Raw genomic sequence first — 12,986 nt, 5'->3', positions numbered from 1 at the left:
AAGATAAACATCGCTATAAAAATCATGCCTTTTCGGCGCGCATCCGCAACATCTTGGAAGCGTGCTCATCGGAATCACGTTGTTCGATTCGCGATTCCTGCTTCGCCCGCACTGCGTCGCCGCGCGCAGCCAGCACTTCGTAAGAACCCAGCTTCTGCTTGCGCTGCTGCCATTCCGGCTTGGCCGCTTCCAGCCGGTGGTTCGCGCCCACAAGCAACTTGCGCTGCTGATTGATGGCGGAATCGAGGGTATCGACGAATGCCTGGAAATTACGCAGCGTCTGCGCGGTCGTGCCTTCCTGCGCCGACGCCGTAAAACGCGCGTGATATTCATCGCGATACGTGACCAGCGAATTCAACTGCCCTTCCACCTCGTCGCGCTCTTGCTGGAGCTTGCCAAGCTTTTTCGTGGCAGCCTCCAGTTCTTCTTCCGCGAGGTTGATCAGGGTAGTGATCGGCAGATGCTTGGACATGGACGTCAGATTCCTAAATTATCTCTATTCGAATAAAGCATCGAGTTGAGCCAGGCTGGGTTCAAACATGGCCTGCTCACGAAATCCTTGCTGCAAAAACGCTTCAATCCGCGGGTACAGCGCAATCGCCCGATCGAGTAACGCATCCCGCCCCGTGGAATACGCCCCGACATTGATCAAATCGCGATTGCGCTGGTAGCGCGACAACATCTGCTTGAACAAACGCACCCGGTCCAGGTGCTTGTCGTCGATCAGCGCTGTCATTGCCCGGCTGATGGACGCTTCAATATCGATGGCGGGATAATGCCCCGCTTCGGCCAACGAACGCGACAACACAATATGGCCGTCGAGAATGGCCCGTGCTGAGTCGGCGATAGGATCCTGCTGATCGTCCCCTTCAGTCAAGACCGTATAAAACGCCGTGATCGATCCGGCTCCCTCCCGGCCGTTCCCGGTCCGCTCGACCAGCGCCGGCAATTTGGCGAACACGGAGGGCGGATAGCCTTTGGTGGCGGGGGGTTCGCCGATCGCGAGCGCAATCTCGCGCTGTGCCATGGCATAGCGCGTGAGCGAATCCATCAGCAGCAGTACGTGTTTGCCCTGATCCCGGAAATATTCGGCCAGCGAGGTCGCGTAACTCGCGCCCTGCATCCGCAAAATAGGTGACACATCAGCCGGCGCCGCCACCACGACCGAGCGCGCAAGCCCGTCCTCGCCAAGAATCTGCTCGATGAATTCCTTCACCTCGCGGCCCCGTTCGCCAATCAGCCCGATCACGATCACTTCGGCGCTCGTATAACGCGCCATGGTGCCGAGCAGCACGGACTTGCCCACGCCCGAACCCGCGAACAGGCCCATGCGCTGGCCGCGTCCCACGGTCAGCAACGCATTGATCGCGCGCACGCCGACGTCGAGCACCTTGTGAATGGGTTCGCGATTGAGCGGGTTGATGGTCGGCGCGGTCAGCGGCGCATCGATCTTCGAGCCAAGGGGCCCAAGCCCATCGAGCGGCTTGCCCGACGCATCGACCACGCGGCCGAGCATTTCCCAGCCGACCGGCAGACGCTTGGCGCCGGCCATCGGGTCGTTGATCGGCGCGCTTTCCAGCGGATACACGCGCGCGCCGGGCAACAGGCCGGAGACTTCGGTGGTCGGCATGAGGAACAGCTTGTCGCCGGAGAAACCGACGACTTCGGCTTCGGCCATGGGAATCGAACTGCCGGCCGGCAACTCGATCATGCATTCCGAGCCCACGCCCAGCTTCAATCCGACGGCTTCGAGCACCAGGCCGGCTGCACGCGTGAGACGCCCGCACGCACGCAACGGTTTCGATATCTGGCTGCGCGCCTTGCTCGCTTCGAGCTGCGCGCGCCAGCCATCCAGATACGGGTTGTTCGCCATGTCGGCGAGATCGACAATGGTCTGGGCCGCGATTTCTTCGATCGTCGGTTCAACGTCGTCGTCCGCCGCGAGCGGACCGAACGACGCGCGCGCCAGTTCCTGTTCGAGCTCGCTCAAGCCTTCCTGCGTAACGCGGCGCGCAGGGCTTGCATTGACATGGGCTAGGTTCACCACGGTTGTGACCTCCCGAGCGCCGCCGCCACGCGCTCCCAGCGCGTGACATTGGTTGCATCGATTTCACCGCTTGCCGCGTGCGCCCGGCAACCGCCGCGCTCAATATCCGGGTCGGTCCTGACCGACCATCCCGCCGCCTGGAGTTCTTCCAGCAAATACGCTTCGACAATCGGCAGATCCGCCGGATTCACGGTCAGATACGGCGCTCCGGCCAACGCCGGCTCAGCCGCGATCACCGAGCGCGCAACGGCCAGCACGGCGGTCGGATCGAGTGTCAGATGCTGCGAAACCACTTGCTGCGCGATGTCCAGCGCCAGCGCCGTCAGCGCCTCGGCAACGACTGCGTCCGCGGCTTGCAGCGCAATCTTGAAAGTATCGGCCATTTGTACGAGCCGCGCTGCTTCCGCCCGCGCTTGGCGGCGGCCTTCTTCCACTGCTTGTTCGTAACCCTGGTCGTAACCGGCCTTGTAGCCCATTGCCTGACCCGCCACATGGCCCGATGCCAACCCCTGCGCGTGCGCTTCATCGCGAACACGGCGCAAGTGCTTTTCCAGCGCGGCTTGATCGGCGGCGCTGCGATCGACCGGAACCGGATCGAACGACGCCATCTCCCAGCGCTGATAAGCGGACATGCGTGCCTTTTTGGCCGCATCGATAGCGTGAGCCTTCTTGGCGGCTTCGGCAGCGTCAGACATACGCGTCCTCGGCCTTGCCGCCTAACTGGATCTGACCCGATTCGGCCAGGTTGCGCACGACCTGCAGGATCTTGCGCTGCTGCGCCTCGACTTCCGAGAGCCGCACCGGGCCGCGCGAGTCGAGATCTTCGGCCAGCAGTTCGGCGGCGCGCTGCGACATGTTCGACAGGAACTTTTGCCGCAAAGGCGGTTGCGCGCCTTTCAGCGAGACGATCAGCGTTTCGGATTCCACTTCTTTCAGCAGCAACTGGATTGCGCGGTCTTCAAGTTCGAGCAGATTCTCGAACACAAACATTTGATCGATGATCTTCTGCGCGAGTTCCGCATCGAATTCCTTCACGTTTTCGATCACGGATTCCTCGTGCGCCGTCGACATGAAGTTGAGGATTTCCGCCGCCGTGCGGATGCCGCCCATCGGTGCGCGCTTCAGGTTGTCGCTGCCGGAGAGGAGGGTGGTGAGCACGTCGTCGAGTTCACGCAGCGCGGCCGGCTGGATACCGTCGAGCGTGGCAATGCGCAGCAGCACGTCGTTGCGTAAGCGTTCTGTCATCAGCGCCACGATTTCGGACGCCTGATCGCGGTCCAAGTGAACCAGGATCGTCGCAATGATCTGCGGATGCTCGTTCTTGATCAGTTCGGCGACGGCGGCCGAATCCATCCACTTCAGGCCTTCGATACCGCTGGTATCGCTGCCCTGCAGGATCCGGTCGATCAGCGCGCCCGCCTTGTTTTCGCCGAGCGCCTTGGTCAGCACAGCGCGGATATATTCGCTCGAATCGAGCGACAGCGCGGTGTGCTGCTCGGCTTCGTTGACGAACTCGGTCATCACGTTATCGAGTTGTTCGCGCGTCACGTTTTTCAACGTCGCCATGGTCGCGCCGATCTTCTGCACCTCGCGCGGGCCAAGGTACTTGAACACTTCCGCCGCTTCCGATTCACCAATCGACATCAGCAGGAGCGCGGCTTTATTGAGGCCTTCAGCGTTCATCGGACACCCAGTTCTTGACGACCGTCGCGACGATTCTCGGGTCCTGGCGCGCAACCATGCGCGCGTAGTCGAGATTGCGTTCGAACTTGGCCTTGTTGCTTTCATGACCGAGCAAACTTACCTCGGCATCCTTTTCTTCTTCCACCTGCGATTTCGGCATGGACGGCCCGTCGAGCAGCGACAGGTCATCCGGCGCGGCCAGCGCTGCCGGCTCCGGAGGCGGCGGGAAGGCGCGGCGCAGCGCCGGCTTCACCATGCTGAAATACAGGAACAACGCCACCGCTCCAATCCCCGCGTACTTTGCGAGCTGGATCGCGCGCGCGATCATGTCCGGGGTGCGCCACCACGGCACGTCGGGAATTACGGTCGAATCCACCAGGAAGGTGCTGTTGACCACGTTCACCGAATCGCCACGCTTTTCGTCGTAGCCCATCGCGTCTTTGACCAGTTGCTGCACCTGCTCGAGCTTGTCGGCGGGCAGCGGCAGCATGGTGACCTTGCCCTTGGCGTCGACCTGCCTCAGGTAGTTCACCACCACGGCGACGGACAGGCGCTTGATGCCGCCCATCGGCTGCTCGTAGTGACGCACGGTGCGGTCCACTTCGTAATTGGTCGTGGTGTCCTTGCGCATGCTGACCGGCGCGGTTTTTCCACCGTCGGCGCCGCTCGCGGGTGCGTCGACAGGCGCGGACGACGCGGCCGGCGGCTGGTTCGACAGTGCGCCCGGCACGCCGCCCGCGTTTGCGCCGCCGCTGTCATTCGAAAGGCTCGATTGCTGGCTGCGGATCGCCGTGTTTTGCGGATTAGCGTTCGGGCCGTAACTTTCGGCGGTTTGCTCGAGCTTCGAGAAGTCGATATCCGCGCTCACCTGCGAATGCGCGTTGCCGGCGCCGAACAGCGGCGCGAGGATGGCGTCGATGCGTCCCTGCGTGTTGTGCTCGATCTGCTGCACATATTTGAGCTGCGACGCGTCAAGCCCGTTCGCCGAGCTTTGCTGCGTGAGGAGGTTGCCGTCCTGATCGACGATCGTCACGTTCTTCACGGGCATATCCGGCACGCCGGAAGACACCATGTGCTGGATCGCGATGATCTGACCCTCGTCCAGCGCGCGGCCGGGGTAGAGATTCAGCATGACCGACGCGGTCGGCAGTTCCTTTTCCCGCACGAACACGGTGGGCTTCGGAATGGCGAGATGGACACGGGCTTCGCGCACCGAGGAGATCGACGCGATGGTTTTTTCCAGCTCGCCTTCCAGCGCGCGCTGATAGTTGACCTGCTCGGCGAACTGGCTGATGCCGAACTTCTGGTTATCCATCAATTCGAAGCCGACCGAGCCGTTCTTCGGCAAACCCTGCGACGCCAGGCGCAGGCGGGTTTCGTGCACCGCGTCGCTGGGAACCAGGATCGCGCCGCCCGATTCGGCAATCTTGTAGGGAATATTGCCTTGCTGGAGCGCCGCGACGATCGCACCGCCGTCGCGGTCGGAGAGGTTGCTGAACAACACCCGGTAATCCGGCTGGCGCGACCACATCACCAGGCCCGCGACCACCACGGCCAGGATAGCGACAGCAATGATCAGCGGCATGCGCGGGTTGTTGCGGAACTGGTTGAGCATCGGCATGCGCGGACCGAAGCCGTTAGCGCCGCTGAAGTCCGCGCCGCCCGCGTAGCCGGCTCCGCCCGTTCCTGCGGTGATCGACCCGGCCGCGCCCGGCTGCGCGCCGGTCAGACCCATGCGGGCGTCCGGGTTGATCAGGTTGGTTGTGGAATCCATGCTTCGAAACTCTCCGAGTCTTGCGTTTTCTGCGAGGCGTGGCGGCGATGACCGTGCGCGCTGCAGGCAGTTTCATGAGAGGAATTATCCGTAAGGAGAGGTAAGTCGATTCAGCGAACAGAAGCGAGATTTGGTTCCCTTTCCCCGCTTTGGGAAATGGCGCTGCTGCTAGACTTTTTCCTAATCGGTCAAGCCATATGGCGAACCGCCCAGGCTCCGGCGCAGACGCCGGCCTGAGGCCCGGGACAGGCCCCGGTTCGAATTGTCCCAGAAGTACCGTCATCCATATGTTGCCGCCGATTTTCAGTTCCTTTCCGTTCCTTCTGGAGACACCATGAATGCTCCCATCAGCCCGTTGAGTTCGGCGCTTCAGCAAATGCAGGCCATGTCGACACAGGCTGCGGGCGGCGCCGGCAACGTCGCCGGCGGCAGCGTCGTGCCCGAATCGGGTGCAGCGAGCGCCGGCAGTTTCGCCGACGCGCTGAAGTCGTCTCTCGACAGTATCAGCAGCAGCCAGAACAACGCGATCACCCAGGCGCACGCGTTTGAAGTAGGCGCGCCAAACGTTTCGCTGAACGATGTGATGGTTGACATGCAAAAGGCGAACGTTGGCTTCCAGTTCGGTTTGCAGGTCCGCAACAAGCTCGTTTCGGCCTACAACGACATCATGAATATCTCGGTCTGAACACTGTGCCGCCGGTTTTCCGCCTCATCGACCTGCCGACTATTTCCCTTCCTGGAATTCGCTGTGACGCAAAGCACGCCTAAAGCTTTTGCCGCTTTCTCCGATAACCCGGATAGCAGCACGATAAACGGTCAGACAAATAGAAGGGTCCTAACCCGTTTATCGGCACCGGTTCATCAGGGTTTTCGTCACTAGGTAGGCTGGTGTGCAGCGCCTTCGCGCGAACGCCCATGAAGCGACGGAAACATGCGACCAGAGTAAGGAGCTTTGCACCAACTCTGGTCGATCGCGGACAACGGCATGGGACCAGAGTAAGGCGCTAAAGCGCCAACTCTGGTCGACACAGGAGAGGGTCGGATGTTTTCCCAGGCACACGGTGGGGCCAACGCCTATGCGCGCGTCGGCGTTCAGACAGGGGTAATGGGCGCGAGCCCGCACAGGCTGGTCGCCATGTTGTATCAGGGCGCGCGACAGGCGATTGCCCAGGCGCGGATGCACCTGCAGAAGGGCAATATCCCGGCACGCGGCGAGGCGATCTCGAAAGCGATCAGCATCATTGAAAGCGGTTTGCAGCAGTCGCTGAACAAGGACATTGGCGGCGATATCGCGGCACGCCTGGACGCGCTGTACACCTACATGGCGCACCGGCTGCTTGAAGCGAACGTGCGTCAGAGCGAAGAAGTGCTGGTGGAGATCGATGGCCTGCTGGCGACCCTGGAGGAAGCCTGGATGGCGATTGCACCCGATGCAGCAAAAATGGCTGCGGCGTGAAGCCGCGAAACTTGCTTGCACATAATGAAAACCACACACGAATATTTCGCTCATTATGAAGCGATTGCCGCACTTTCTTCGTGCATGCTGGCCGCAGCACGCAGTGGAGAGTGGGGTGAACTGAAGACTATGCAGGGCGCATACCGGGATTTGGTCGACGGCTTGAGAGAAGTCGATCCCCGTTCCGAACTGGACGACTCCGCGCGTGCCCGCAAGCTCGAACTGGTGCGCCGGATTCTGGCCGACGACGCTGCCATACGCGACCTCAGCACCCCCAGCCTCGCGCGTTTGTCCGCAGCGCTATTCACGGTGAACAGGCCAGTGCGAGTTTTGAAGAAGATGATCGGGTTTCGCTAGACGCGGTTGATGTGGTTGTTGCGTTTGCAGCTCGTTAAAACCGGTGGCCGGCCTTTCGGCTGAACTGCTGACCCGAGGATATTGGCATGACTGGACTGGACTCCGCCGTCGCTGCGCTGCTTGCCAGCCGCACTGACATGCTGTTGTCCGCGCTCAATACGCAGACCAGTTCGACCGCGCCTCAAGCCAATGCCTCGCAACTTTCTGTCGATACCCCGAGGGTCGCCACGCCCGCGGCCGTTATCAACGCGTATGCCGCGCCAGGCCCGTCGACGCAGACCGCGCTGAGCGAGATCGCGCGCACGCTCGACATCATTTCACGGTTCGGCGGCAGCGCGACGCCCGCTTTGCTCGGCAGCTCGCCGTTGTGGCCGACCGCGCCGCGCCTGATCCTGGCTGCCAGCGCGTTCGAGAGCCTGTCCGGGTCGTTGTTTTCCTCCAGTTCGGCGAATGCCGCGAGCGCGGTCAATCCGCCTGCGCCGCCTTTGCCCGCGCCCGTACTGGCGGCCATGCTGGCTCGGACCGTCGCGGACAGCGGCCTTTTCTACGAAAACCATATCGCGCTCTGGCTGGGCGGACAGCGTTCGCTTGCGTCGCTGGGAAATGAGCCGCAGGCGCGGGTGGACAAATTGGCGGATGGATTGCTGTCGGATTCCTTCCCGGCTGCGGCGGAAGCCGGGCCCGAAGCCGCCATCGACGAAACGCTGCTTCCACCGACTTTCGCCGCAGCCGATACCCCCGACGCGCCCAATCCAATGCGTCCCGTGCCGACGCCGCAAACGCCGCAGCAGGCGGCGGCGATGGCGGCATCGGTGCGCGCAATGCCGGCAAGCGTGTTTTCATCGACGGCGCAGGGGGCCGGGACACCGGCAACGCTCGCGCCGCCTTCGGCCGCGCATCTGCAGGATTCGGCCGTGCAGGCAGCGGTGGCCGCCGGTATTCATCCATCGACTATTCCGTTGGTCCGCCAGCAGCTCGACGTACTCGCCTCCGACCAGTTTCGCTGGTCCGGCGAAGCGTGGCCGGGCGCGAAGTTCGATTGGGAAATCCAGCCTCAAAACCGCGCTCCTTATGGACGCGATGCGTTTCAGGATGGCGGCGCGGGAACCAGTTCGGCCGATACGGATCGCGCCTGGCACACGCGTGTCACGCTGAGCTTGCCCACGCTCGGCAATGTGGACGCGGACCTGGTGCTCACTGGCCAGCAACTGGTGGTGCGGCTGAATGCGAGCGAGGGCGGCGCGGCCCGTCTTGCCGCCGATGGCGATCATTTCCGGCAACAACTCGACGCCGCGGGATTGCAGCTCGCCGGGTTGACGGTGCACGCCCGCGATGCGCTGGCCGACCTGGCCGCTGATCCGGCGTTTCCCCATTTCCGCGATGTCATCAATGCCGCGAGCGCAGCTTTGTCGACTCCGCCATCGGCTGGGAGCGACACGTGAGTCTGCGCAACGATTCACGCAAGCAGGCGACCGCGCTTACCTACGACACCAAAAATGCCGATGCGGCGCCGCGCGTGGTCGCGAAGGGCTACGGGTTGGTCGCGGAAATGATCGTGCAGCGCGCAAAAGACGCGGGGCTATACGTGCATGAGTCGCCGGAGATGGTGTCGCTGCTGATGCAGGTCGACCTGGACTCGCGCATCCCGCCCGCGCTTTATCAGGCGGTGGCAGAACTTCTTGCATGGTTGTATCGGCTGGAGAACGGGGTGGAAGTGGGGCCGCGGCCCGAAGTCGACCCGGCAATTCCAGTGCGCAAGGGGCGCAGCCGCGCGACTTGAGGCATCGGGCGTTGCGTTTTCGCGCTACCCCGAAACCACCCCGCGCTGTCCCCAAACAAATTACCCTGCAAACACGCGCTCGACGGGCGATGCCTTTGCGCGCTACCCCGCGAACGCACGCTCGATCACTCCGTTGAAATTGAACGTGGCCGGCAGCGTTCCATATACGCGATTGACTGAACCACGGGCATCGCCGAGACGGGTTTCGATGAACGCCGCCGCCACGTCCGCTGGTGCGTGCTGCGCGAGCAGAACCGCTTGCGCGGTCAGCACCAACTGCTGCACGATCCCCCGCGCCGATGCTTCGCGCGTAGCCGGGTCACCAGTCAGCATGGCCTGCAGCGTTTTCAGCGCATCGCCGAGTACACGATGTTCACCCGCCACCGCGTGCCATGAATCGAACAGCGCGCGGGCCGCATCGGGTTCGCGCTCGAACGCTCGCAGCACGTCGAGGCACATCACATTCCCCGAACCCTCCCAGATCGAATTCACCGGCGCCTCGCGATAAAACCGCGCCATCGGCCCCGTTTCGACATAACCGTTTCCTCCCCAGACCTCCATCGCCTCGCCGGTAAATTCCAGCGCGCGCTTGCAGACCCAGAACTTCGCCGCCGGCGTCACGATACGGCGCCACGCCCGCTCCTCCGGCTTCGCTGAATTCTCGAAAGCGCCGGCGAGCCGCATAAACAGTACGGTGGCCGCTTCCGATTCCAGCGCAAGGTCGGTGAGGACGTTGCGCATCAACGGCTGGTCGATAAGCCTCGCGCCAAAGACCCGCCGATGCCGCGCGTGATGAATCGCCTGGATCAGCGCGGCGCGCATCAACGCGGCGCTGCCGATCACGCAATCGAGACGCGTGAAGTTCGCCATTTCGATGATCGTCGGTACGCCGCGCCCTTCGTCGCCGATCATGACGCCGTAGGCATCGAGGAATTCGACTTCGCTGCTGACGTTCGAGCGGTTGCCGAGCTTGTCCTTGAGTTGCTGGATTTGCACGGCGTTCTTCGATCCATCCGGCGCGAAACGCGGGACGTAGAAGCAGGAAACCGGGCCTTTGCCGTCGTCGCTTTCGTCGGTTCCACCCATGCGCGCCAGCACGAGATGCGCGTCACATTGAGGCGCCGAGAAGAACCACTTATGGCCGATCAGCCGATACTCGCCGCCCCGACCGCCTGCGCCCGTCGCCACCGCACGGGTCTTGTTGCTGCGCACGTCCGAGCCGCCCTGTTTTTCGGTCATGCCCATGCCGATCATCATCGACTGCTTGCCGGCGCCGAGCGGGATATCGCGTGGATCGTGCCGGCGCGAGAGCAATTGCTCTCGCAAGTTCGCGTACAGCGCGGGTTCCTGTTGCAGCACGGGAATGCTGGCGAAAGTCATGGTCAGCGGGCACAACGAACCGCTTTCCAGTTGCGCGTGAAGAAAATATCCGGCGGCGCGCGCTGCCATTGAACCGGGTTTCGGCGTAGCGGTTTCGAACGGCAGCGAGTGAAGGCCTTGCTCGCGCAGCATGGAAAGCAGCGTGTGCCACGCCGGATGGAATTCGATTGCATCCATACGCTCGCCGCGCGCGCTGAACGGATGGTGTTCGGGCGTATGCCGGTTGGCCAGGTCGGCGAGCGCGAGGACGTCGGGTTGCGTGAGCGCGAGGCCGTCGCGGGTGAGGGCGTCGAGGTGCCACGCCGCGCCTTCGCGTTCCAGCGCGGGCACGAGAGACGCGTCGGTGGTCATCGCGTTGTAGCGTTCGAGCGGTGGCACCTGGTTCGTGACTTCGTGCGTTTGGCCGTAGGTGGATGAGCTCATCGCGTTGCCTCCGTCATGCGTTCATTCAGTTTGCCCGCTTGTCTCAATTTTTGCAAAAAGCTTGATCGACGTCATGCGCTACGGCTTCGTCCATTCAACCGAATAGTGCGAATTGACGTTCATTCAAAGTTTGCGCGTCGATTACCGCGTCAATGCGATGGCATTCGTGGGTAATGCAAGACGCATTGAGAATCGTCTCAAACTTTCCGCTTTGAGGTATTTCCGATTTTTAGTCGGAAGTCCTTATTTCTTATAGGCCGAACCTATAATCCGCTTCGCTCACTCTGGGCGGTTGGCGAAATCACGCAAGTAAGGAAAAGGCAATTTAAATGAGCATCAATGTTATTCAGCTAGTACAGGGCGCTTTGACCGAAAGCGTGTTGCAGCAACTCGCTACAAAACTGGGCGTCGCGCCCGAAGCGGCCAAGCGCGTGGTCGGCATGATCGCGCCGGCGCTCGTCGGGTCGCTGATGAACAAAGCCGCGTCGCCTGAAGGCGCGCGCAGCTTGTTCTCGTCGATCATGTCACCGGATGCGAACGCGAATATTGTCGATATGCTGCCGCAACTCGTCCACGGCGACGGCCTCCAATCGTTGCTCGCGTCGGGTACGCGGCTCGCGAGCGGCGTCGCATCCGAAGAACGTGTGAACGCACTCAGCAACGCGGTGGCAGCCAAGACCGGCGTATCGGTTGGCGCCACGCATGCAGTGGGCGGCATCGTCACGACCGTATTGTTCGGCGTGCTAAAGCACTACTTCACGAAATCCAGCAGCAATGTCGGTCAATTGCCCACGCTCCTCGGCCATCAGTTGCCGATGGTGAAGGCAAGCATGACGGAAGACATCGCCAGTGCGTTGGGTCTGGGCGGCGCGGGCAGTTTCCTGTCCGGCGTCGCGGCGCAGATGAAAGCGGTGTCGTCGCATCTCGAACACCCGTCGACAGCTGGCTCAACGCCCGCCGTCAACCCGTCGCTCGACCGCATCGTGATGGAAGAGAAGGCTGGATCGAAGAAATGGTGGTGGCTGGCCGTAGCTGCCGCTCTTGCGTTGCTCGCATTGCTGTTCGGCCGTAGCTGCGGTAACCAGACGCCGCTCGTACCGGCACCCGCCGCAGCTCCTGTTGCGGCGTCCGCCGCAGCGCCGGTGGTGACATCGACTCCGGCGGTTGCTGCTGAAGCGGCGTCGGCGGTCGCTTCGGAAGCCGCACCGGCTTCGGCACCCGCTGCCGCACCCGCACCGACCAAGGACGCTCTGCTGACATTTACCGTCGACAAGCTTGGCGCACCGGCCATTCACGCAACGGTCGGCAGCGAAGAAGAGAAGGCCAAGCTGCTCGCCGCACTGACGGCGAAGTTCGGCGCGGACCATCTGAATGCGACCATTACCGTTGATCCGGATACAAAGCCCGCAAGCTGGCTCGACAAGCTCGACGGCCTGTTGCCGCTGATGCAATTGCCGGGCGCGGAAGCCAGGTTGTCGGGTGAGAAGATCGAATTGAGCGGGTCGGCTGCCGACGTGCGCAATGGCTGGATGGACAAGCTGAAGTCGTTGTTCGGCGCGGGCTTCACCATCGGCACGTTTGACGTCAAGCAAGCGGTCGAAAGCGCGAAGGAATCGTTCATGAGCGCGTTCTCGTCGTTGAGCGATGATTGCTCTGCCGCCGATGTCGCCAAAGTGCTGAACCTGCAAGTCGTCAATTTCCGCACAGGTTCCGACGTGCCGCCGCAAGACGCGCAACTGGCGCTGGCGAAATCGGCGCAAGTGCTGAAGGCGTGTGAAGCCAAGGGCAAGACCGTGAAGCTGAACGTGGGCGGTTATTCGGACAATGTCGGGCCGGCGAGCACGAATCTGGCGTTGTCGAAGAAGCGGGCGGAAGCAGTGCGCGCGTTCCTCGTGAAGCACGGCGTTGCTGCTGATTCGCTGACGGCGCAAGGTTTCGGCGATGAACATCCGATTGCCGATAACTCGACGGCCAGCGGACGTTTCGCTAACCGCCGGATCGACTTCGCCGTGCAGGAATAATCGGCTGAACGGACGCTGCGAAGGTTCTGTACCAACGTAGCAACTGAAAACCCCCTGTCCCGCGC

12 protein-coding genes are annotated in these 12,986 nt (G+C 62.3%); 6 read left to right on the top strand and 6 right to left on the bottom strand.

The genetic code is table 11. From position 1 onward, the window contains the following. Positions 1 to 22 precede the first annotated feature (22 nt). Genes fliJ through fliF form a run of 5 tightly spaced genes read right to left on the bottom strand, consistent with a single transcriptional unit; the run spans position 23 to position 5,504 of the window. On the bottom strand, positions 23 to 472 hold the full coding sequence (fliJ, locus tag FH08_RS0142375; protein WP_031364169.1) for a flagellar export protein FliJ: 450 nt from the start codon (positions 470 to 472) through the stop codon (positions 23 to 25). 24 nt (positions 473 to 496) lie between these two features. Further along, positions 497 to 2,047 carry a flagellar protein export ATPase FliI gene (gene fliI / locus FH08_RS0142370; protein WP_268810846.1) on the bottom strand — a complete coding sequence of 517 codons (1,551 nt, stop codon included), beginning with the start codon at positions 2,045 to 2,047 and terminating at the stop codon, positions 497 to 499. Continuing rightward, complete coding sequence (gene fliH, locus FH08_RS0142365; protein WP_051888958.1) at positions 2,041 to 2,742, bottom strand: flagellar assembly protein FliH; 702 nt, start codon at positions 2,740 to 2,742, stop codon at positions 2,041 to 2,043. The genes fliI and fliH overlap by 7 nt, the downstream gene beginning before the upstream one ends. Next, a complete protein-coding gene (gene fliG / locus FH08_RS0142360; protein ID WP_031364166.1) occupies positions 2,735 to 3,730 on the bottom strand; it encodes a flagellar motor switch protein FliG in 996 nt (331 codons plus the stop codon). Before fliG ends, fliH begins: the two co-directional genes overlap by 8 nt. Beyond that, positions 3,720 to 5,504, bottom strand: coding sequence for a flagellar basal-body MS-ring/collar protein FliF (gene fliF, locus FH08_RS0142355; protein ID WP_031364165.1), 1,785 nt, complete (start codon positions 5,502 to 5,504; stop codon positions 3,720 to 3,722). The genes fliG and fliF overlap by 11 nt, the downstream gene beginning before the upstream one ends. Positions 5,505 to 5,838: 334 nt before the next feature. On the opposite strand from fliF, the gene fliE reads away from it, so the two are divergent. The 5 genes from fliE to FH08_RS0142330 all read left to right on the top strand — a co-directional run bounded on the left by fliE (position 5,839) and on the right by FH08_RS0142330 (position 9,097). Beyond that, positions 5,839 to 6,189 (top strand): flagellar hook-basal body complex protein FliE, encoded by a 351-nt coding sequence (gene fliE, locus FH08_RS0142350; RefSeq protein WP_031364164.1) that lies wholly within the window; start codon positions 5,839 to 5,841, stop codon positions 6,187 to 6,189. A 357-nt stretch (positions 6,190 to 6,546) separates the two neighbouring features. Next, positions 6,547 to 6,960, top strand: a complete 414-nt coding sequence (gene fliS, locus FH08_RS0142345) for a flagellar export chaperone FliS (protein WP_031364163.1) — start codon at positions 6,547 to 6,549, stop codon at positions 6,958 to 6,960. A 24-nt stretch (positions 6,961 to 6,984) separates the two neighbouring features. Then, positions 6,985 to 7,317, top strand: coding sequence for a flagellar protein FliT (locus FH08_RS0142340; RefSeq protein WP_031364162.1), 333 nt, complete (start codon positions 6,985 to 6,987; stop codon positions 7,315 to 7,317). Between the two features lie 86 nt (positions 7,318 to 7,403). Further along, positions 7,404 to 8,759: a flagellar hook-length control protein FliK gene (locus tag FH08_RS0142335; RefSeq protein ID WP_051888957.1), complete on the top strand. Its 1,356-nt coding sequence runs from the start codon at positions 7,404 to 7,406 to the stop codon at positions 8,757 to 8,759. A gap of 2 nt (positions 8,760 to 8,761) precedes the next feature. Continuing rightward, entirely contained in the window at positions 8,762 to 9,097 is a 336-nt protein-coding gene (locus FH08_RS0142330; RefSeq protein WP_235210680.1) for an EscU/YscU/HrcU family type III secretion system export apparatus switch protein, read from the top strand. 102 nt (positions 9,098 to 9,199) lie between these two features. Here FH08_RS0142330 and FH08_RS0142325 read toward each other — a convergent pair whose 3' ends face one another. Then, positions 9,200 to 10,900: an isovaleryl-CoA dehydrogenase gene (locus FH08_RS0142325; RefSeq protein ID WP_031364159.1), complete on the bottom strand. Its 1,701-nt coding sequence runs from the start codon at positions 10,898 to 10,900 to the stop codon at positions 9,200 to 9,202. Between the two features lie 329 nt (positions 10,901 to 11,229). Between FH08_RS0142325 and FH08_RS0142320 the strand changes: the two genes are divergently transcribed. Beyond that, a complete protein-coding gene (locus FH08_RS0142320) occupies positions 11,230 to 12,921 on the top strand; it encodes an OmpA family protein (protein WP_031364158.1) in 1,692 nt (563 codons plus the stop codon). The last annotated feature ends 65 nt before the right edge of the window (positions 12,922 to 12,986 follow it).

Source organism: Caballeronia sordidicola (assembly GCF_000729995.1).
GTDB lineage: Bacteria > Pseudomonadota > Gammaproteobacteria > Burkholderiales > Burkholderiaceae > Caballeronia > Caballeronia sordidicola_A.
This window is presented reverse-complemented; position numbering and strand designations above follow the sequence as displayed.